The following is a 20,622-nucleotide window of genomic DNA, read 5'->3' on the forward strand; positions in this document are numbered from 1 at the left end:
ATTGCTTGCTTTTTACTATGCACAAGCACAGCCGTATAATCGGGAAATGGGCGAGGAGAAGGCGCCAGGAAGAATAAAAAGCGCAAAGCAGTAGCATTCTCACGTCCGTGCGTGAGTAAAAAAAGTCTAGGCGAAAGGCGCTAGTGTATCAATCAGGTGCCTAAGAATGATTCATCCTACAGCAAAGCACCAGCCTCCTGCACTTCGGCGAAGTAGCCTAAGAGCAATGCCAGAACAGCTGCTTGCGCTATTCCAGCAGAAGCCTCCTCCAAAGCACAAAACCCCGTAGGCATGCTTTAATCACTATGCTTGCTCAGGAGCATCAGAGGAGAAATATAAAACGATAATGGGGCAAACATTTTTGCCAGTAACATCACATTCAACTATTGAAATGGCAAAGCTCAACCGTACTATTATTGCCAGATACTTTTTAAGTGATGTACACGGCTTTTATTAGATTAACCTAAATTAATATATAAATCATTATAAAGCAATGAGGTAAAAATTAAATTTTAAGGTCAGGTACACCCGTATTCTGCTATTTGAAATGCAGCTATGACAGGTCTTAATTTGCTCGGATCGCGACTTCTACGGCTGCTAGCCCAGACCCGTAAGTGCACTAGTTTATGCTTTCAAGCAGTTAGTCATTTCAGTCAGCTTAATCCAATGGAAAAGGCTAATGCTTAACAACCATCTGGAGCCAATTGAATGCGGATTAAAGCAAATCTGCCTCGCCGGACCACCAGATTTCGGTGCTGGGGGGCAAATCTGCGACGACATCTGATTCTATGAGCAGTACTGCATCCGTTTGCGTTGCTGCTGGCGTGTTGGGCGAAGCTGCGTTGGCTGTCCGCGACATTTTTCCACGCTAGCCACCACCACTTGCTGGCGCCCGTCGGGATAGTGGAGTCGGACTTCGAGCTTGGTGTGTAAGGCAAATTGCTGCAACACGGGCTCCGACGGCCTACCAATAGCCAGCACGCCTAAACCCGTTAGGCGGTAGCTCTCTGCTACGATTAGTAAAAGCTGGGACGTCATACGCACTTAGGATTCCTTTATCTGGACCAGCTTTTCCGGCCGGATGGGTAGCGACCGGATTCGTTTCCCGCAGGCCTGAAACACCGCATTCGCCAGCGCTGCGGACGTAGGACCTTGGGCGGCTTCGCCGGCGCCGAGCGCCTTTTCATTGGGCCGGTCGATGATGGCGACGGTTACGGCGGGTACTTCGTCGAAGCGGAAGATAGGATAGGTTTCCCACTGCCGACTCGTGACGTGCTGCTCATTGAAGAGCACTTCTTCTTTTAACGTCCAGCTGGAAGCCTGTATCATGCCGCCTTCGGTTTGGTTTTTCAGACCATCGGGGTTGATCGTTTCGCCCGCGTCGATGGCGGCCCACAGGTGCAGGGCGCGGATGGTGCCCATTTCTTCGGCCACGTGCACTTTGGCCACCACCGCGCAGTATGCCGCCTGGTTTTTGTATTGGGCGAAGCCAAGGCCGAAACCTTCGCCGGGGGCCAATTTTTCGTTTTTGATCATCTCCCGCGTCCGCCGAATAACGGCTTTGGCGCGCTCATCGGTGAGGTGGCGCAACCGAAATTCCCACGGATCCTGCTTGGCCTGCAAGGCCAATTCATCCATAAACGACTCCAGCGCAAACACATTCCCAAAAGCCCCCAGCCCCCGCAGTGCCGACACGCGCAGCGGCCCCTGCACGTAATGCGCATCAAGGCGTTGGTTGGGAATGGCGTACAGCGGCTCACCATTGCGGTAAATCGCGCTGCTCACTTCCGTCGCCGGCGCGGGCAGGGCCGGCTGCGCCAGCAGTCGGGCGGCCAGCAAGGACTCCGGTTTGCCCCCGGCCGCGTGCTGTGCGTATCCGACCAGATATTGTTTTGCCAGTGCGTAATGCGACCTTCAGCATCAAGGCGCGCATCGAGTTGCATGAGCATGGCGCTGCCGTAAGGCTCCCAGGCATGCTCATCGTCCCGCGACCATTGCAGGCGCACGTGGCGGCCAGGGTAGGCGCGGGCCAGCAGCGCGGCGTCGGCGGCCACATCATCGGCGCCGTTGTGGCCGTAGCAGCCCGAGCCCGGCACCGCCTTCACGTGAATACGCTCGGGGGGATTTTTAGCAGCGCAGCCAGGGTTGCACGCAATGGATATACACCCTGGCTATGTGTCCAAATGTGTAAACTTTCTTCCGAGTCAACTAGCGCCACCGCGCAGCTTGGTCCCACCGAACCGTGCATGAGATAGGGCTTGAAGTAGCGGGCACTAAGCGATGCGGCGGCAGGAGATAAGGCGGTTTTAGCAGTATCAAAGCTGCTCATGTCGCCCTTATTTACGGCGCGCCTGGTAATAGCCGGCAATGTAGTCAGCAGCTCCGGCAAGGGCTGTTTGGCGGGCAAATTGGGGCCATTCGTCCACTGGGCGTGCTGTATACCGTAGTCCTGAGCCTGCTTGGCTTGGTACTCTTTTTTAGCAATAAACCCCACAAAACTGCCGTCAATCACGGTTTTGAGCAAACCTGGTATCTGGTGCTGCATTGCGGCGGTGTCCAGCTTTGCTAATTGCCCCCCATAAGACGCCGGACGCAGTACGCGGGCGTGCACCATGCCCTGAAACCGCAAGTCCTGCACGTACACCGTTTCGGCCCGCACCATACGCTCGATATCATCGCGGAGCACGGGCTTGCCTACGTGTCGGTACTCACTTCTGGCTTTAAGCTGAACCGGCAGTTTTACTTCACCCTGTAAATGTTTGCCTTTTAACAATTGGGTAAAAGTAAGCCGGTGCTTGCCATCGGTGGTGTGTATCACGCCATCGGTCAGGCGGAGCAAGCTGGCTTTTACACGGAGCTGTTGTGCGGCCAAACCAAGTAGCTGCTGCCGTGCCGCAGCCGCGGCGTAGCGAATGCTCATTCCGCTGCTTTCAATGGAGGCGCTGCCGGAAGTGTAGCGCTCATCGGGGGTGCGACCAGTTTCGGCCAACACTACTTCGACGCGCTCCATGGGTAGGTTTAGCTCCTCGGCCGCAAGCTGGGCTACAGCTGTGCGGATGCCCTGACCGATTTCGGTTTTGCCGGTAAGTACCCGCACGCGCCCGTCGGCCAGCACTTCCAGCCAGGCATTGATGCGCGGATTTTTGGCCAGAATTTCCGGCAGCTCGTCCGCCGCCCGGCTTGCGCCCGCCAGCAAATTGGGGCCGCTGCCCAGCACAAAGGCAATGGTCAGGCAGCCGGCGCTTTTCAGGAAATCGCGGCGGGAAGAAGCGGGCTGGGGGGCAATTTCGGGTGTCATTTACACAAATGAGTAAAGTTTGTATAGCTACGATTCCATTGAATCTGCCGCTTTTTTGATGGCTGCTAGCGCCCGCGAATGCACGCCGCAACGGCACAGCACCCGAAACAGCGCATTGCGGATGGTTTGCTCATCGGGCTTGGGGTGCACCGTCAGCAGGGCTACCGCCGATATCACCATACCGTTCAGGCAGTAGCCGCACTGGGCTGCTTGCTCATTTACAAAAGCCTGCTGCACGGGGTGGAGGCTGCCATCGGGGCGAGTGAGGCCTTCCAGGGTGGTGATGGCGGCATTTTGCACATTGGCCACCGGCAGCTGACAACTGGGCCAGGCAATGGTGTCCAGCAATACCATGCAGGAGCCGCACTGCTGCAAGCCGCAGCCAAACTTCGGCCCGTTCAGCCCCAGATCGTCGCGCAGAACATAGAGCAGGGGCGTGGCCGGATCGGCGCGCACCGTGCGCGGCTGGCCGTTTACTTGTAGGGTGAATTCGGTTTCCATACTCAGGCGTTTCCAGAAAATACTCCGACCAGCCGCAAAAGGATATGCTGCGAAGCTCAGCCATTGCCCGGTTTCCTTCCTGTTACCTTCCTGAACCGACATTGGTTCGCCAAAAAAGCCCCCCAGCCAGGGATTCAGGGCAGAAGCTAGCCCCGGCGCCGGGGCTAGCTTCTGCCCTGAATCTTCCGCCCAACTTACCCTCACTGATGCGCGTACGCCAAAGTGTATCTATCTGCCTTTAACCTCAATGCTATGAATCCGACCCAATTAAGCGACGAGCTCCGCAACGCCGACACGCCCGACCTGAACCGTCGGCGCTGGATTGTGGGCCTTTCCATGCTCGGCGCCGCCGCCGGCCAGATTGTGGGCCTCTACCAAACCGGCATCATCAAAACCCTGCCCGATCCGCCGTCTGGGGGGCTTTTCAACTCGTCCAAAGTCGACGCCTCCGACTACGCCTACAAGCGCTTCGACACACCCGATGCCCTGATGATGATCGTGAGCTACGGCATTACGGCCTGGCTGGCCGGGGCGGGGGGCAAAAACCGGGCAGCGCAGGTTCCCGCCTTGCCCATTGCCATGGGCCTCAAAACGCTGGGCGATACGCTGACGGCCGTGAAGCTGGGGCAGGAAGAGTGGGCCGAAAACAAGGCTTTGTGCTTTTACTGTCAGGTAGCTACGGTGGCCTCCGTCGCCTCGGTGGCGCTGGCCGTGCCAGAGGTGATAAAAGCGGTGAAGAATATCAGTAACAGCAGCAATCAGGCTTAGCCTGCTGTTAAATACATACTGCACTACACAACCTAAACAGAGCGCCCCGGCATGCCGGGGCGCTCTGTTTAGGTACCACCAGGGAGGAATAAAACCTCGAAGATTCTAGGCTTCACCGCCCTTCAACGCAAGGTCCTGATCTGGAATAACTGCGTCTTCGGTGGGTACTGCATCCGCGGGCGGCACGTAGCCCGCCAGCGAGCGCATAACAAAGAGCGTACTCACGACCGTAAGCACGGCCCCCGTTAGAAACGCGGCACCCGGAAGGTGCACCGGCGCCTGCGGCCCGCTGAAGTAGGAGAACAGGTTGGTCATTAGCGGCGGCCCTACAATGGACGTGACGCTAATTACGCTAGTTAGCGCGCCTTGCAGTTCGCCCTGCTCATTGGCTGGCACCAGCCCCGACATAATGCCTTGTAAAGCGGGCACTGCAATGCCACCTAAGCCGTATGGTACCAGAAAGACAAACATCATCCACCCTTTCGAGGCAAATGCAAACAGCGTGAAGCCAATAGCATACAGCGTCATACCGACCAGTACCGAGCGCTTAGGCCCCAAGCGTGGGTTGACAATCCGAATAAGTAGTCCTTGTACCAGCACCGTCATTGTGCCCACAGCACCAAGTGAATAGCCAACCCAGGCCTCGTTCCAGCCAAACTTATACATGGTATAATAGGACCATGTACTTTGGGTAGCATGGGCCGCAATGTAAAGCAGTAGCATAGAGCCCACCAGTCCTAGAATAACCGGGTAGCGCCGCAGCTGCTTCAAGGTGCCCACGGCGTTGGCCCGCTTCCAGTCAAATGGTCGTCGGTTTTCTACGGGCAGTGACTCAGGCAGAACGAAGTAGCCGTAGAGCCAATTAAGCATTGTCAGGCTCGCAGCCGCAAAAAAAGGTACTCGTGGACCAAATTGACCCAATAAGCCGCCTATTACTGGCCCAATGATAAAGCCCAAGCCAGCAGCCACTCCAATCATCCCAAAGTTCTGGGCCCGCTTTTCAGGGGGGCTTATATCGGCGATGTAGGCGGAGGCAGTGGTGAAGCTGGCGCCCGTGATACCCGCAATAATGCGCCCCACAAACAGCCAGCCCACGGTAGGAGCGAAGGCCAGAAACAGGTAATCGAGCCCAAACCCAAATAAGGCAAACAGCAGCACCGGGCGCCGGCCGTACTGGTCGGAGAGGTTGCCGAGTACCGGCGAAAACAGAAACTGCATGCCCGCAAACGCAAACAGCATCCAGCCGCCGTACTGCGCCGCCTCGCTCAGCGTACCGCCCGTCAGTTCCCGAATAAGTGTAGGCAGCACCGGAATGATAATGCCGAACCCAATTACGTCCAGCAGCAGCGTGATGAAAATGAAGCCAAGCGCGGCTTTACGGTTTTCGGCCATTGGGGGCTTTTTTATGGGTGAGCAATAAGAAAACCTGACGCCCAAATAACGTCATTAATTGCTAAAATAAATAGTAATAATACTAAATATTGTGGCAAGTGTTTTGAGGGCCTAAAAGATAATTACCTCCTCTGAATCAAAGTAATAGAGAACGTGCTGGACATCGGTGTAGCCTAGCTGCTTGAAAAGCCCCCATACTGCTGAAGCAGGCGGCGGTGCTGGGGCTCGGGTGGCGGAATACGGAAATCGATCAACGTTACGCGGCCGGGCGCGGGGCCCACATTGGGCTCAAACACGATGCGGTCGGGCTTGTAATCCTGGCGGGGGACGCCCCCAATCAGAATTTCGCGCTCTGTCTCGGCTGATACTGCGCGGCTGAAGTAGTGCGTCAATTGCGGGTTTTCTACCGTGCGACTCAGCAGCTTCAGTAGCACAGGACGCTCTTTGGTGCTCACCAGTCCCTCCGCCACGAGGTGAGCGGCCACGCGCTCCACGTCGGCGGCCAGGATGGTGCGGCGCAAAGCGTAGTGGAGCTTGCGGTTCCACTCGCGCTGCACCTGCTGGTCGTCGAAATCGAAGACCGTATTGGCATGTCGGCGCAGGCGCAGCCGTTCTTCCCAAGGTGTGCTGGTAAGGTTGAGCAGGGGCCAATTGCTGGTCGTGGCCGCGTTGCTTTTTACGGCCGGCACCCGATGCTGAGCGTCGGATAGCACGTAGGCGGTACGCTCGTCGTCCCATTGATCGGTGCTGAGCAAGTAGCGATGCAACAACTCAGCTATAGTCTTGGCTTGCTCACTGGGGGGCATTTCTGTCTCAGCGGAGCGCGAGGTGCTGCTTTTCGTTGGCTTAGGCCGCCGGCTGATGGCGTACAGGCGGTGGCGCGGGCGGGTAAAGGCCACGTAAAGCATGTTTAAGCCTTCGAGGAAGGTCTTTTCCAATTCCTCCGTGTATTGCTGGGCCAAGGGGGTTCGAGTCAAAGCTTGCGTCTGGCTGACGACGGCTATGGGGGCATTTCTGGTACTGGCTTTTCCTCTTCAGTCAGGCGGCCCCAAAGCAAGGTGTTGCGGTGGGGTGTCAGGCTCCAGTCGGCGAAGGGCACAATGACCACGCCGTAGGCTAAGCCCTTGGCTTTGTGGACGGTGGTGATGGTGATGGCGTCGCGGCCGGCGGGGGCGTTGATGCTCAGAGAGCTTTTCTTCTGCTGCCAGTAAGCCAGGAAGTTATTGAGGTTGTTGCCGAAGCGCAGACTGAACTCCAGGGTCAGATCGAGGAAGCGGAAGAGGTATTCGCTTTCTGCATTGCGCCCCAGCAGCCCAAACATGCCGATGAGGCGCTCGGTGAGCTCGTAGAGGCCAAGGTTGCCGGTTTCGCGCTCCTGCACGTCGTAGCCCAAGGCACGCAGCTCGTCGAAGAAGGGCAGAGCTTTCTCGTGGTTGGCCAGCTCCGCAATATGGCGGGCGCGGGCCGGCGTGGGGGGCAAATGTCGCACAACTTTATCCACCAGCAACAAAGCTTCGGCCCGCGCTAGCGTATCAGCCGGCTGATTAAGCACCCGAAACACAGCCACCAGCAGATTCACGACCTCCGCAAATTCCAGAGACAACGAATCGGCCGAAATAATGGGGTAGCCACGCTCCTTCAAAAACTTCGCGACTCGCCGGCTACTGTCGCGACGGCGGCAGAGCACGGCAATATCCTGGAGCCGAAACCCATCGGCCAGAGCTTGCTCTACGAGTTGTAGGGTGAGGTAAAGCGTGCTTTCCTCGTAATCGAGCAGGTGCGTAGGTGGCAGGCCGGGGAGGGGCTCGTCGGAATAGGTGCCGGTGGCAGGAGAGTAGCGGCGGGCGGGCGCGGCATCTTCGGTGAAGAGTAATTCCACGTGACCAACCCCGGTAGCTGATGGACTAGGCTGTGAAGCACCAGGTCCTACCTGCCCAAACTCCTCGTCATAAATGCCCCCCACCAGCGGCAACCCCTCGTGCCCCTTGCTCACGAACTCAAAAAACGAGTTATTAAACGCAATAATCCCCGCCGCCGAACGATAATTCACATTCAGATTCTTAGGCTCCAAAGCCTGATCCAGCGTGAAATACCGATCCTCTAACAGCCTGCGCAGTTCATCGTCCGCGACGCGGCCGTACAGATACTCCGTTTCATTCTTGTGCAGACGCAGAATCTGCTCCATCTCGCCGCCCCGCCAGCGGTAAATGGCCTGTTTAGCGTCGCCCACGGCCAGGCTCAAATTACCCCCCGACACGGCATTTTCTACCAGCGGCAGCAGGTTGTTCCATTGCAGCACCGACGTATCCTGAAACTCATCAATCAGCAGGTGCAGGTACCGCTCGCCCAGACGCTCGTAGAGAAACGGCACCGGCTCGCGCAGCACAATGCTGGCAATGCGGCGGTTGAATTCGGCGATGAGCACCACGCCCCGCTCGCGGCTGAGCTGGTCCACGGCCTTGCTCAGCTCGCTCAGCAGCGACACATGAAAAAGGTAGGGCATCATGCCGCTCACCAGCACATAATCGGGTAGGAGAGTAGCGCGCAGGGTTTCCAACTCCACGAAAGCATCCGTCAAATCCGACTTCACGGCGTCGACGCGCTGCTTGTCGGCGGCGGTTTTTACTTTGCCGCTGTACCATTTGTCCTGCTCCATGGTGGCGCGCACGTAGCTGTTGGCCTCCTTGTCGGGCTGCAGGCGCTCGTCCCACTTCGTGAAATAGCCGATGATGCCATTCTTACCCTGGTATAAGTCGGCGTCGGTTACGCCGGCCGCGTCGAGGGTGGCCAGGGCGCGGGTGGCCACAGCTTGCACTTGCTGCTCAATGGCTTCCTTGCGCTGGCGCAGCGTCTCGTGGAGGCGACGGTAATCCTGGAGCGACATCTTCTGCAACTGCTCCACGGCCTCGTGCACGGGCTCAGAGAGCAGGAAGCGACCAAACTGCACCAGCTCGTCGGGGAGGGTGTTCCAGCTGCGGCCTTCCTCGGCTTTGCTCAGGGCGTAGTCGGCCAAGGAGCGGGAAAGCAGGGCCGAGTTGGGGTCGCGGTTTACTTTGTCGAGCAGCAACGCCACGGCGCTTTGCAGCACCGCGTCGCCGTCCAGCTCCACCTCAAAGGTGGCGGGCAGACCCAACTCCCGCGTGAAGGCCTGCACAATGCGCTGCACAAAGGAGTCGATGGTGCTGACGGCAAAATCGGCGTAGTGGTAGAGCACCAGCCGAAACGTGGCCGCCGCCCGCCGCCGCAACTCCTGCTGTTGCTCCTGGGGCGTCTCGGCGAGGCGCGAAAACTGACCCTCGGCGGCCAACTCCGCCGCAATATCGCGCAGCAGCGCATCGTCCTGGTTTTCGGCTGTGGGGTACGCAAACCGCCTTAGCGCCCCAATAATGCGCTCCTTCATCTCCCCGGCCGCATCGTTGGTAAACGTAATGGCCAGAATGCTTTTAAAGTAAGCCGGATCATCGGCCCCAGCGCCAGCTTCAGGTATTCCTTGGTAAGCTGATAGGTTTTGCCGGAGCCGGCGGAAGAAGAATAGATGCGGAAGGTGGCGGGCATTTTGGGGAGGATCGGGGGGCTTTTTTGCAAAAGTAAAGCGGAAGTAGTGGCACTACAGCCGGTTTGGGTAGATTGCTCCGTAATGCGCAATCGGCTAAGATTTGCCGCAGATGTTACAAGCAGCTATTAAGGGGAATTATCACAGGCTCAATGACCATAAACACCATAACACAACCCGGAGATATAATCTCTTACAATGAGATGTGCCTTGAAGTAGGATACTCTTTACAAAGAGGAATGAATTTTCAAGTAGGTGGTGGGACAACTGTGATATTAATGTCGGTACGGAAAGGTGCTCCTTATGCTGATAGAACTGAGGATAATGGAGAAATACTCATTTACGAAGGACATGATGTTCCAAAAAATGAATCACCAAGTCCGAAGACAGTAGATCAGCCCATGACATTGCCCAGCGGGAAACTGACGCAAAACGGTAAGTTCTTTCAGGCGGCAGAGGCCTTTAAAAAGGGTGGCTTACCGGAGCTTGTCAAGGTATATGAGAAAATAAAAGATGGTATCTGGGTGTATAATGGCGTGTTTGAACTGATCGACGCTTGGGTTGAAGAGTCAACTTTAGAGAATAGAAAGGTTTTTAAGTTCAAGCTAAATGTGACCGATAAAAGCATAAATCAGAAGAACAAGAGAGTAGAGGAGCTAAAAGATATTAGTCATAATAGAATGATACCTACCTCGGTCAAACTGGAGGTATGGAAACGTGATAATGGAAAATGTACCCAGTGCGGTAGCGATGATAATTTACACTTTGATCACATTCTGCCTTTCTCAAAAGGCGGGACGTCTTTAAGGTCTGATAACATTCGATTACTCTGTGCGAGACATAATTTGCAAAAGAGTAGTCATATTATTTGACCACTTTAGGCAGACCTATCACCCCACCGGCTCCCACAACCGCTTCTTCACGTCCTCTTCCACGCGCTTGGGCCGTTGCGACTTCGGGTCCAGGAGCACCCATTGGGTTTCGGCTTCGCAGAGCAGCACGTTATCGGCGGCCCGCTCGATGCGTACGAAGCGCTGGGACTGGGCCCGCGCACTTCTCCAACCCAAGTAGTGCAGCGCAGTTCCTCACCCAAAAACGCGGGCTTGTGGTAGCGGATGCGGTGTTCCAGCACCACCCAGATATACTGCTCCCGCTCGCCCTCAGGGATGGCGGTCAGCCAGTGCGCCGCCGCGGTATCCTGCACATACTGTACGTACTGCACATTGTTGACGTGGTTTAGCTCGTCAATGTCGGAGGCTACGACGGTAATCAGGCGGGAAAAGCGGAAGGCAGGCGTGGGTTCGGACATGAGCGTAACAGAATAGTTGTTGCTAACAACGGCTGGCACGCTCTGGCGTTCGGTTGAATACACATCCTCCCGCTTCCGTGCTACAATAACGCTTCCTTGCTTTACTAGCGCCGTAATGCTGTCAACAGCGGATGCCACTCCGTAAGCGTGCCTGCCACACTTATATAAGCGTGTGTTTGAGTATTGTAATGCTGAGCTTGCCGAAGCATCTCTCCCGCTTTGTTAATTATACCAACCAGTAGAAATGCTTCGGCAAGCTCAGCATGACCTAAACGGTGTTTCGCCAAATTTCTAAACACGCTCTAAGTAGTAAGCAAGTTATTTTTTGCCCGCAACATTCATCTTTCGGCTCCACACGCGGGCTAGGTAATCGCGGATGTCGAAGGTTTGGCAGTTGGTGTCGCCGTGGTCAATAACTACTTCGCCAATGCGGTCGGCGGCCTGCTCTGCTAGTTCCCGCAGGCCCTCCGAGCGGCTCCCGATGCTGATAAACGCGGTATTCATGGCTTCCTTGGCGCGGTTGGGCGCTTGGTGAATCGCAGCTTCCATTTGCGGCAGATAGCCCTCGAAGTAGGCGTTCGACACATCTTGGTTATCCAATGCCAGGCGGCTGAGCAAAGCGTAGCCAATGCGCTGATGTCCTTCGTCGGACGCGGCGGTCCATTGCGCTACTTTGGTTGGTGCTAAGGACGTTTGGGCTACCAGCGCGGCAAATAAATCGGCGAGGACGTGGTAGTGAATATCCTGAGCCCAACTATCTGCCTCTGCTTCCGAAAGCTGCTGCGGATCGGCAATCATAGTAGCCAACGACTGCGCGTCGATATTCTGAGTAGGCCACAGTTGCCGGGCTACGGCGTGGGCGTGCGATTTGTCTTTGCCACGGCCCACAAACTCCTTTTTCAGCGCCCCATAGCTGGCAAAGCTCACTCCATAAACATTTGGCCCACTGCCGTGGCGCTGATAGGTTTTGCGGATTTGTTCCGAGCCTAGGGCGCGAAGCTGAGCAATGGTTTCTTCAAAAGTCATAGAAAAAGAAGCTAGCGGATGGCGTTTGGGAAAACGAAATCCGGTTGGAACTAGGCGGAGTCGAAGGAGTGTGATCTAACGCAATTTAATCTTAATCCTAAATCACTAATACTACGTGATTTATGCGGCAGAAATTGCCTGTACATAAATATGCTCGACTATAGCGGAACGCGAATTTTTAAATGGTGTTATAGCACCTCACAGTAGGTAAAGCAGAATATTGGCGTACCATTCAATTTGCCCCCAAGGCTGGCTAAGAGAGCTAAACTTGACACTGGGGGCTTTTTTACGAAATAAAATCGTATCTTTGCACCCGCATTTGAGAATGGCCCCGTTCCGCGCAGCTACGGCTGCTTTTTGTAAATTTCTGGCCGTCACCGTCTTCCGTCCGTTGCTTCCGTCGCTTGTCGTTGTTGAGAGTGTGGGTGAAGAACGTCGCTGAATCTGCTGTTTTCAGAGCTAGTTCATCTCATTCCATCTAAAGACAACATGGAAAAAGTAAAATTTGAAGAACTGTCGTTATCGACAGAAATGCAACGCGCAATTACCGAAATCGGCTACGAAGAGGCTTCGCCGATTCAGTCAGAGGCAATTCCCGCGCTGCTCGCAGGTCGCGACGTGATTGGCCAGGCCCAGACGGGTACCGGCAAAACGGCGGCCTTCAGTATCCCCGCCATCGAAGGCGTCGATACCAATTCACGCAATACCCAAGTACTCGTTCTCTGCCCCACGCGTGAGCTGGCCGTGCAGGTATCGGGTGAAATTCAGAAGCTAGGTAAGTACAAGTCAGGTTTGGCCGTAGTGCCGATCTATGGTGGCTCATCTTACGATCGTCAGTTTCGCGCCCTGGAGCGTGGTGTGCAGATCGTAATTGGTACGCCTGGTCGCGTAATGGACCACTTGGAGCGCGGCACATTGAAGCTGGATCATTGCAAAATGATCATCCTCGACGAAGCCGACGAAATGCTGGACATGGGCTTCCGCGAAGACATCGAGACGGTTCTCAAGCGTATGCCTGAGGAGCGCCAGACGGTTTTCTTCTCGGCTACCATGAGCAAGCCTATCATGGAAATGACGAAGCGGTATCAGAAAGATCCGCAGATCGTGAAGGTAAACCACCAGGAGATGACTGTTTCGAACATCGAGCAGTCGTACTACGAGGTGCGTGGCCCCCAGAAGAAAGACGTTCTTGCTCGCCTGATTGACATGTTCAATCTGAAGTCGGCCATCGTGTTTGCTAACACCAAGCGCATGGTTGACGAAATCGTGGGCGACCTGCAGGCCAAAGGCTATTTCGCTGAAGGTCTGCACGGCGACATGGGCCAGCAGCAGCGTCAGAATACACTCGATAAGTTCCGTAAAGGCACCCTGGAAATCCTCGTAGCCACCGACGTAGCCGCCCGCGGCATCGACGTGGAGAACGTGGAGGCCGTTATCAACTACGACCTGCCCGCCGACGAGGAATACTACGTGCACCGTATCGGCCGCACCGGCCGCGCCGGTAAGTCGGGTCGCGCCTTCACCTTCGTGAGTGGCCGCGACATCTACAAGCTGCGCGACATCATGCGCTTCACCAAGGCTACCATCAAGCAGGAACGCGTTCCGTCGTTTGAGGATGTGACCGAGGTGAAAACTACGCTGTTCCTGACCCAAATCAAGGATGTCATCGAAAAAGGCAACCTCGAGAAGTACGTAGGCCGCGTGCAGCGCTTGTTGGATCAGAGCGAAGAAATTACTTCGCTTGACATTGCTGCTGCCTTGCTCAAAATGAGCATGAAGGAAGAGAAGCGAGTGGAGCAAAGCCTCGACGCTGGTCGTACCCAAGGTGCGCCGCGTGCTGGTTACACCCGCATGTTCGTGACCATGGGCAAGAAGGATCGGATTCACCCACGTGATATCGTTGATCTGATTGCTGAGAGCACGGGCCTGACTGCTGGTAAAGTAGGCGACATCGCCCTTTACGACAAGTTCAGCTTTGTGGAAGTGCCTTCGGAGTTTGCCGAAGAAATTGTTGCCAACCTCGGCCGCGCCAGCATTAATGGTCGTCCGGTTGCCTTCAACGTGGCTACGCCCGTGCAGGAAGGTGATGCCAAGCAGGAAGGTGGTCGTGGCGGCTTCGGTGGCGCCAACGACAACCGCCCCGCGCGTCGTGGTCCAGGTGGCTTCGGTGGCGGTGAGCGTCGCGAAGGAGGCTCCAGCTACGGTGGCAACCGCGGCGGTAGCTACGGCGACCGTCGGGAAGGTGGCTCTAGCTATGGCGGCGGTAGCCGTGGTGGTTCCAGCTTTGGTGGCAACCGCGGTGGCTCCAGCTACGGTGGTGGTTACAAAGGTAACCGCGACGGTGGTGGCTCTAGCTACGGCGGCGGCTATAAAGGCAAGCGCGATGGCGACAGTGGTGCCGGCAATGCTGGTAGCACCGGTGGTGGCTACAAGCCCCGCAGCACTAATGACTTCGACGAATAGATCGTTAAGACTGAGTAATGCTCGCAGCTTATAGCAGCGAGTATTACTAAAAAAGCCCCCAGACCAACGTCTGGGGGCTTTTTGTGGTTATAAAACCAGTATTACTTCTTGCTCGCGTCGCGCAGAGACCTGATGGTGTCATGGGCTTCGCGTACGCCTTGGTATTGCTTCTCGATGATAGACTTCAGCTGGCCGGGCAGGTTTTCCGCTTTCAGAGCCGTCTGGTAGGCTTTTACGGCGTAATCCTCGCCACGCTCGCACTCGTTGAGGATGCTTTCGCGGTCTTTGCTCGTAATGGCCGCTTTGATATTGATGAACGCGCGGTGCACGGTGCCGGTGATGGACGTGTCTTCCTCAGCCTTGAGGTTGAGCTGATGCATCTGGTCTTCGATCTCCGTGAGGTAGCCATCGCGCTGGGCGGCGTATTTCTTGAATACCTCTTTCAGGTCCTGATCTTCAACATCAGTGAGGGCGGTGGCGTAGCCTACTTCGCCGTCTTTCAGGGTTTGAACGAGTTCGTTGAGTAGGGCTTGGGTTGCTTTGGAATCCATGGGGCGTAAGGTTGGGATAGGTAGAACATTAACTGGTATGCTTTACTGTGTCCATACCCGCAAGGTTGCAATCCGGCTATGCGATGCCTAGTACAGCACTGGAGCTGTTCACTGAGCTGCCATTATGCAGGAAGTTGCCTATGGCCGCCAGGGTTTCGATGGGAGCGCTTAAGTGCGGGCAGTGTCCGGTGGCCCGCAAGGTGATTAACCTAGAATCGGGAATGGACTGGTGCACGAAAGCGCCTACTTCGGCGGGCGCAATCATATCCGAGGAGCACTGCAGAATCAACGTCTTGGTCAGTACCTTGGGCAGATCCTGACGATTGTCCGAGAGAAAGGTGACCCGAGCAAACTCCTTGGCAATCGCATTATCGGCGCGGCAGAAGCTCTCCATTAATTCCTGAGCAAGAGAAGGACATTCGGGATTACCCATGATTAAGGGCGCAAATGTGTTGGCCCAGTCCCGAAAATCCTTATTCAGCATGTCTAGCATCGCCTCGATATCAGCCCGCTCAAACCCTCCAAAATAGTCGTGGTCGTTAATGTAGCAAGGCGAAGGGCCGATGAGAATCAGCTTTGAAAAAAGATCCGGCTCCTGAATCGCGCTCAAGACGCTAATCATGGCTCCCACGGAGTGACCCACCAGAATAACATCCTGTAGACCGAGCGTGTGACACACCTCCACTATATCGGCCGCGTAGCCATTTAGTGTTGCGTATTTATCCGGTTCATAGGCAGATAGATCAGAATTGCCAACCCCGACCTGGTCAATAAGCACCAGTTGATAGTTGGCTGATAAGCCCGCCGTGATATAGCGCCAGATGTTTTGATCACAGCCAAAGCCATGAACCAACATCATTGTCTGCTTACCCTGGCCAATAACCTTGACGTTGTTCCGTGTGCGTGCATCCATAGTCCAAGGCAAACTAGATGACCCGGTGCCAGTGGGTACTTTCCTTCTAAAATATGTAATGATTTGCTATCAAAGGATAAAGGCGCACCATTTTTACTTTCGTTGCACAGCAGTATTGGAGATAATAGGCACTTACAAGTCAACAGTGCCTACTTATGGTTTGAATAAAAAATTAAGGTGTTAGGGTTCAGCTCCGTGCTGGCTAACTAAGAATTGCTTGCTGCCATTGCCCGGCCCGCCAGATACCCGGTAGTCCAGGCAGCCTGAAAGTTAAACCCGCCCGTAATGCCATCAATATCAAGGACCTCGCCCGCAAAGTAGAGGCCCGGTACCCGGCGGCTTTCCATGGTATGCATATTTACTTCGCCAAGTACGATGCCGCCACAGGTTACAAACTCCTCCTTGTAAGTGGTTTTGCCCCGCACGGGCAGCGGTGTGCGCAGCAGACTTTCAATCAATCGGTTTTGCAGCTTGGCCGGTAATTCACTCCAGCGCATTTCCGCGCTGATGCCCGCCTGATCAGTGAGCGTGCGCCACAGCCGCTGGGGCAAACCAAATAAGGGGTTGCTCTCCACGGTCTTGCGCCCGTTCTGGTCGCGGAAGGTATGCAGCCACTGGCGAAGCGTTTCCTCGGTATGCGCCGGCACCCAACTCACCAGCGCCGTGCTTTCATAGTTTAGCTCGTGGAGGCGGCGGGCGCCCCAGGCCGACAGCTTGAGTACGGCCGGGCCGCTCACCCCCAGTGCGTTACCAGAATCGGGCCCTCATACTCTAGTTTTTCGCCCGCCACCCGCACGCGCACGTTGGGCACGCTCACGCCTGGCAACTCCCGCAGCGGCGACTCCGGCACGTTGAACGTAAACAGCGACGGCACCGGCTCGGCCACCGTGTGCCCCAGCTGCCGCAACCATTGGTAGCTCTCCGACTTAGGCGCGCCGCCCGTGGCTATGAGCAAGCGGGCCACCTGCATTTCCTGGGCTTGGGCGCCGGTAAGCCGCAAATGGAAGCCGCCGCCGGACTGGGGGGCAATTTCTTCGGCGTTGGTTTGTTGCAGGATGCGTACGCCGGCTCGTTGCGCCGCGTCGAGGAGACACTGGGCAATGGTTTCGGAGGAGTCGGTGGTGGGAAACATACGGCCGTCGGATTCTGTCTTGAGTGCCACACTGCGCTGCTCAAACCAGGCAATAGTGGCGCGGGCATCAAATTCCCGGAAAGCTTCCTTTAGCTGCTTGCCCCGCGCGGGTAGTGCTGGGCCAGCTGCGTGGGCGACTCGCAGGCGTGGGTCACGTTGCAGCGTCCGCCGCCCGAAATGCGCACTTTGCTCAGCAGCTTGCCGGTTTTTTCAATAAGATACACCATTAGGCGTGGGTTGGCTTCGGCGCAGGCAATGGCCCCGAAAAAGCCCGCCGCGCCCCCGCCCAGCACGGCTACGGTGTTGGAATCAGAAAGAGTTTGCACAACTCAAAGATACGAAGCCCGCTGCCTAAAATCTCTCCCCAAAGCAATGGGAGTAAGGCTAGCAAGCCGCCAGTGCCACCTCCAGATCGTCGTGTTGAAAGCGGTAATCCAGGGTCTGCCGAATCAAGGTGCTGTCAATGGTTTTGCCCCCCAGGGCATCGTCCAGGCGAAAATCAGGCGGCTGCAAACCCAACTGCCGGGCAGCTTTCGGATAGAAGTCGCCGCGCACGGGGTGGGAGATGGCGCACGCGTTAAACGTGTATCCCCAGGCTTGCTGGCGAATGATAGCCGAAAGCAAACCCACACAGTCGGTGAGGTGAATCAGGTTGACAGGGGCGTTTGCCTGAGCCACATCCAGCCGCCCGGCCAGAAAACGGCCCGGCGGACGCTGGGGACCAAACAAGCCCGCAAGTCGCACCACGGTATTGCCCGGCTGGCCCTGGCTGGCATCGTGGGGGGCAAAAAGGTCTTCGGCCCGCAGCATATCGGAAGCAGCGTCGGATGCGGCCTGGGCATCCGCTTCGTGCATGGCGCGGGGCTCGTCGGGGTACACGCTGGTCGAGCTGACAAATAGCACGTGACTTACGCGACAAGCCTTGACGGCTTCGGCTACGGGGTGCAGCAGGTTGGAATAGCTGCTGGTTGAGGCGCCACGGCGTGGGGGCACATTGAGTACCAATACATCGGTGCCGCTAAGCAAGGTGTGCAGGGTGTCGCGGTCGGTAGCCGTGAATTTGCCCCCCAGACTCAGCAGATACGGCCGGATGCCGGCATGGCGCATTGTGAGCACACGCGAGGGCGTGGTGGTGGTGCCGCCCACGGAGTAGCCGTCGGCCACGAGAGCCTTGGCGAGGGGCAACCCCAGCCAGCCGCAACCAAGAACGGCTACCGTCGGACGAAGACTTTGAAACGAATCATTCATGTGCGGATCAAAGGTGGCAAAAAATCATTACCGACCAAGCGGCCCACCTCAACCGACAATTCGCGTTCTTGTGCCTTTCCTGATCTTCGTCTTTTAATTTTTCAAACCTCGCCTAACTCTACGCTTTATGTCCGCTCCCTACACCCAACCCATGCTTCGTGATAACGCCCTGCAAGGCAAAACCATCGTCGTGACTGGCGGCGGCACCGGCTTGGGCCGCGCCATGACCACGTATTTTCTCCAGTTGGGAGCCAATGTCACCATCAGCAGCCGCAAGCTGGACGTGCTGGAAAAAACCGCCGCCGAGCTGCGCCAGCAAACCGGCGGCAAGGTGCTGGCCGTGCAGTGCGACGTGCGCAAATACGAGGAGGTGGAAAACATGCTCCAACGCACCATCGATGAGTTTGGGGGCGTCGATGTATTGCTGAATAACGCGGCCGGCAACTTCATTTCGCCGACGGAGCGCCTCAGCCACAAAGCCTTCGACGTAATTGTAGACATCGTGCTACGCGGCTCCTACAACTGCACCCTGGCCTTCGGCAAACGCTGGATTGCCGACAAAAAGCCTGGCACCATCCTCAATATCGTCACTACCTATGCCTCGGTGGGCTCGGCCTACGTGGTGCCCTCGGCGGCGGCCAAAGCCGGCGTGCTGGCCATGACGCGCTCCCTGGCCGTGGAGTGGGCCAAATATGGCATTCGCTCCAATGCCATTGCGCCCGGCCCGTTCCCTACGGAAGGCGCCTGGAGCCGCTTATTTCCCGAGCCGCTGGCCAAAAAGCTTGATCCGGCCGCGTCTGTGCCGCTTAAGCGCGTAGGCGACCACCAGGAATTGGCCAACCTGGCCGCCTACCTCGTATCCGATTTCGCCGCTTATATGAATGGCGAAGTCGTGACTATCGATGGCGGCGAGTGGCTGAATGGGGCGGGCGAGTTCAATAAGCTGGAGCTGATTCCGGCCCCCATGTGGGATGAAATCGAGAAAGCCATGCGCCGCTAGATCGCAGCTTGCGCCGATAGCATCGGTTCCGCTGATGCAGGCGGTAATCCTACGTTAGAGGCATAAAGGTAATTGCGAAACACAAAAAAGCCCCCAGATTGTATCTGGGGGCTTTTTTGACCTAAAAACAGATTGTCGCCTGCATCGGCGCAAGCGGCGATTACAAGTTATAGTTCTTGAACTCCTTCGTGAACTCTTGGGCTGGAATGGGCTGGTTGGCCACTACATCCAAAAACGTGAACTGCTCGAACAGCCCTTTATCATCCTCGGCCCGAATCAATAAGGGCAGATACAGCTTTTTATCCACGCAAATTAAGGTGCGCGAGCCGTAGCTATTCGGTACTTGCAGCACTTTGCCGGTCGGGATGGGTGCGTCGGCGGCTAGCCCGTTTTGCTCCATAATACGGTATTCCCCGCAGCCAAACTTGTCGGCTACCTGGGTTACGGTTTCGCCCTTGCCCGCAGTGTAGGTCACGTAGCGAAACTTTGGGAAGTCGGAGCTGAGCTGATAGCAGGGGCGGCCGGCAATAGTCGTATCGCCGGTGTAGCGAAACGACCGTTCATAAGACTTATCTGGGCGCTGCGCCGAGCCGCGCAGAATATCCGCTATCATGCCATAGCCGGCATCCAGCACGCTATGGTGCTGACCACGGCGCATCAGCATGCCATTCGGGTCGAGGCTCAGCGTGACGTACGGAAAGCTATTCGGATACACCCAGGCATCGCCATCATTCTGGCCCGTCACCCAAAGCACTTCCACGCCTTTTTTATTCCGCAGAAATATCCGCAGGGGAGCGTACCCCAGTTTCATGGTGGAGTTAGCCTGTGTGTATTTGTCCCCCAGGCGTTCCTGGGCATGCACGGTGCACCGCAGGGTCTTTAAATTATCAATGGCCAATCGAAGCTGCGAGACTAGCCGTTCAGTGGTCATGCCTTCCGTAGGTGGCGCCGCCGGCGCAGCACCTGGCAGGAAAATTATAGTAGCAGCTAACAGGCTGGCAGCAGGCACTAATAGCCGGTGATATAAAGGCATAAGGAAGAAAGAAGATGTTTTACAAATGAGTAAAACAAATGGGTAACGTGTAAAGCTGCTATAAAAACTGCGCTTGAATCAGTTAATTAAGACTGAGCCGGGGGAAGCGCGATTTAGCAGAATCAAAAATAAAAAGTTCGTCGATTTCTACCTCCGTTATAAACGAGTAGAGCGGAAACTGTTCAACTACGGCCTGTACTGCTGCTGCATCGTCCGCGTTTATGGTAATCCAGCCACGCGTACGGTCGGCGCTGATGGCGTAGGTTTCAATCACGTGGTCCTCAATGAGCTGCTGAATAAGCGCCCAATGCGATGGAATGAGCGCTATGAACTCTTGGGTGAACAACGCGGGTAGCCGCAAGCTAACTACGAATCTGGGCATAAAGGCAGGAGTGCGGAAAAGAAGCAACGGGGTTATGGCTGCAGAACGCCAGC

General features: G+C 56.1%; 21 protein-coding genes and 1 pseudogene. 4 read left to right on the forward strand and 18 right to left on the reverse strand.

The genetic code is table 11. The features are described 5' to 3' along the window. Positions 1 to 786: 786 nt before the first annotated feature. From H9L05_RS17275 to H9L05_RS17285, 5 genes are read right to left on the reverse strand one after another with little or no spacing between them, the layout of a single operon-like run. Entirely contained in the window at positions 787 to 1,038 is a 252-nt protein-coding gene (locus H9L05_RS17275; RefSeq protein WP_187731976.1) for a hypothetical protein, read from the reverse strand. Between the two features lie 6 nt (positions 1,039 to 1,044). After that, positions 1,045 to 1,839 (reverse strand): molybdopterin cofactor-binding domain-containing protein, encoded by a 795-nt coding sequence (locus tag H9L05_RS25250; protein WP_262892567.1) that lies wholly within the window; start codon positions 1,837 to 1,839, stop codon positions 1,045 to 1,047. Next, positions 1,782 to 2,105 (reverse strand): molybdopterin-dependent oxidoreductase, encoded by a 324-nt coding sequence (locus H9L05_RS25255; RefSeq protein WP_262892568.1) that lies wholly within the window; start codon positions 2,103 to 2,105, stop codon positions 1,782 to 1,784. Before H9L05_RS25255 ends, H9L05_RS25250 begins: the two co-directional genes overlap by 58 nt. Continuing rightward, positions 2,102 to 3,298: a molybdopterin cofactor-binding domain-containing protein gene (locus H9L05_RS24090; RefSeq protein ID WP_223284532.1), complete on the reverse strand. Its 1,197-nt coding sequence runs from the start codon at positions 3,296 to 3,298 to the stop codon at positions 2,102 to 2,104. Before H9L05_RS24090 ends, H9L05_RS25255 begins: the two co-directional genes overlap by 4 nt. 27 nt (positions 3,299 to 3,325) lie before the next feature. Then, positions 3,326 to 3,799, reverse strand: a complete 474-nt coding sequence (locus H9L05_RS17285; RefSeq protein WP_187731977.1) for a (2Fe-2S)-binding protein — start codon at positions 3,797 to 3,799, stop codon at positions 3,326 to 3,328. A gap of 252 nt (positions 3,800 to 4,051) precedes the next feature. Between H9L05_RS17285 and H9L05_RS17290 the strand changes: the two genes are divergently transcribed. Beyond that, on the forward strand, positions 4,052 to 4,567 hold the full coding sequence (locus H9L05_RS17290; RefSeq protein ID WP_187731978.1) for a vitamin K epoxide reductase family protein: 516 nt from the start codon (positions 4,052 to 4,054) through the stop codon (positions 4,565 to 4,567). 105 nt (positions 4,568 to 4,672) lie between these two features. Here the strand turns inward: H9L05_RS17290 and H9L05_RS17295 are convergent, their stop codons facing one another. From H9L05_RS17295 to H9L05_RS17310, 4 genes are all read right to left on the reverse strand, one after another. Next, positions 4,673 to 5,959 carry a TCR/Tet family MFS transporter gene (locus H9L05_RS17295; protein WP_187731979.1) on the reverse strand — a complete coding sequence of 429 codons (1,287 nt, stop codon included), beginning with the start codon at positions 5,957 to 5,959 and terminating at the stop codon, positions 4,673 to 4,675. A 173-nt stretch (positions 5,960 to 6,132) separates the two neighbouring features. After that, positions 6,133 to 6,936, reverse strand: coding sequence for a hypothetical protein (locus tag H9L05_RS17300; RefSeq protein ID WP_187731980.1), 804 nt, complete (start codon positions 6,934 to 6,936; stop codon positions 6,133 to 6,135). Positions 6,937 to 6,959: 23 nt separating this feature from the next. Further along, entirely contained in the window at positions 6,960 to 9,359 is a 2,400-nt protein-coding gene (locus H9L05_RS17305) for a UvrD-helicase domain-containing protein (RefSeq protein WP_187731981.1), read from the reverse strand. Continuing rightward, on the reverse strand, positions 9,356 to 9,514 hold the full coding sequence (locus H9L05_RS17310) for a hypothetical protein (RefSeq protein WP_187731982.1): 159 nt from the start codon (positions 9,512 to 9,514) through the stop codon (positions 9,356 to 9,358). The genes H9L05_RS17305 and H9L05_RS17310 overlap by 4 nt, the downstream gene beginning before the upstream one ends. A gap of 150 nt (positions 9,515 to 9,664) precedes the next feature. Here H9L05_RS17310 and H9L05_RS17315 point away from each other — a divergent pair, with 150 nt between their 5' ends. Next, a complete protein-coding gene (locus H9L05_RS17315) occupies positions 9,665 to 10,384 on the forward strand; it encodes an HNH endonuclease (protein WP_223284533.1) in 720 nt (239 codons plus the stop codon). Between the two features lie 47 nt (positions 10,385 to 10,431). Here H9L05_RS17315 and H9L05_RS17320 read toward each other — a convergent pair whose 3' ends face one another. Beyond that, a complete protein-coding gene (locus H9L05_RS17320) occupies positions 10,432 to 10,959 on the reverse strand; it encodes an acyl-CoA thioesterase (RefSeq protein ID WP_187731983.1) in 528 nt (175 codons plus the stop codon). Positions 10,960 to 11,139: 180 nt separating this feature from the next. Beyond that, on the reverse strand, positions 11,140 to 11,847 hold the full coding sequence (locus H9L05_RS17325; protein WP_187731984.1) for a DNA alkylation repair protein: 708 nt from the start codon (positions 11,845 to 11,847) through the stop codon (positions 11,140 to 11,142). Positions 11,848 to 12,378: 531 nt separating this feature from the next. Between H9L05_RS17325 and H9L05_RS17330 the strand changes: the two genes are divergently transcribed. Further along, a complete protein-coding gene (locus H9L05_RS17330) occupies positions 12,379 to 14,310 on the forward strand; it encodes a DEAD/DEAH box helicase (RefSeq protein WP_223284534.1) in 1,932 nt (643 codons plus the stop codon). Positions 14,311 to 14,411: 101 nt separating this feature from the next. On the opposite strand, the gene H9L05_RS17335 is transcribed toward H9L05_RS17330, so the two are convergent. The 5 genes and pseudogenes from H9L05_RS17335 to H9L05_RS17350 form a co-directional block, all read right to left on the reverse strand. Next, entirely contained in the window at positions 14,412 to 14,861 is a 450-nt protein-coding gene (locus tag H9L05_RS17335) for a PA2169 family four-helix-bundle protein (RefSeq protein WP_187731986.1), read from the reverse strand. 76 nt (positions 14,862 to 14,937) lie between these two features. Further along, the gene (locus tag H9L05_RS17340) at positions 14,938 to 15,774 is read right to left on the reverse strand and encodes an alpha/beta fold hydrolase (RefSeq protein ID WP_187731987.1); all 837 of its coding nucleotides are present in this window, start codon (positions 15,772 to 15,774) and stop codon (positions 14,938 to 14,940) included. A 206-nt stretch (positions 15,775 to 15,980) separates the two neighbouring features. Then, positions 15,981 to 16,511, reverse strand: coding sequence for an NAD(P)/FAD-dependent oxidoreductase (locus H9L05_RS26380; protein ID WP_317174999.1), 531 nt, complete (start codon positions 16,509 to 16,511; stop codon positions 15,981 to 15,983). Further along, a pseudogene (locus H9L05_RS26385) lies at positions 16,508 to 17,232 on the reverse strand (aminoacetone oxidase family FAD-binding enzyme). The gene H9L05_RS26380 and the pseudogene H9L05_RS26385 overlap by 4 nt, the downstream one beginning before the upstream one ends. A gap of 58 nt (positions 17,233 to 17,290) precedes the next feature. Continuing rightward, entirely contained in the window at positions 17,291 to 18,154 is an 864-nt protein-coding gene (locus H9L05_RS17350) for an NAD(P)H-binding protein (RefSeq protein ID WP_187731988.1), read from the reverse strand. Positions 18,155 to 18,281: 127 nt separating this feature from the next. On the opposite strand from H9L05_RS17350, the gene H9L05_RS17355 reads away from it, so the two are divergent. Further along, positions 18,282 to 19,154 (forward strand): SDR family oxidoreductase, encoded by an 873-nt coding sequence (locus H9L05_RS17355; RefSeq protein ID WP_187731989.1) that lies wholly within the window; start codon positions 18,282 to 18,284, stop codon positions 19,152 to 19,154. Positions 19,155 to 19,314: 160 nt separating this feature from the next. Here H9L05_RS17355 and H9L05_RS17360 read toward each other — a convergent pair whose 3' ends face one another. Together H9L05_RS17360 and H9L05_RS17365 are read right to left on the reverse strand one after the other, a co-directional pair. Then, positions 19,315 to 20,187 carry a DUF1571 domain-containing protein gene (locus H9L05_RS17360; RefSeq protein WP_187731990.1) on the reverse strand — a complete coding sequence of 291 codons (873 nt, stop codon included), beginning with the start codon at positions 20,185 to 20,187 and terminating at the stop codon, positions 19,315 to 19,317. 82 nt (positions 20,188 to 20,269) lie between these two features. Continuing rightward, positions 20,270 to 20,569, reverse strand: a complete 300-nt coding sequence (locus H9L05_RS17365; RefSeq protein ID WP_187731991.1) for a hypothetical protein — start codon at positions 20,567 to 20,569, stop codon at positions 20,270 to 20,272. Positions 20,570 to 20,622: the final 53 nt, after the last annotated feature.

Source organism: Hymenobacter qilianensis (assembly GCF_014489555.1).
GTDB lineage: Bacteria > Bacteroidota > Bacteroidia > Cytophagales > Hymenobacteraceae > Hymenobacter > Hymenobacter qilianensis.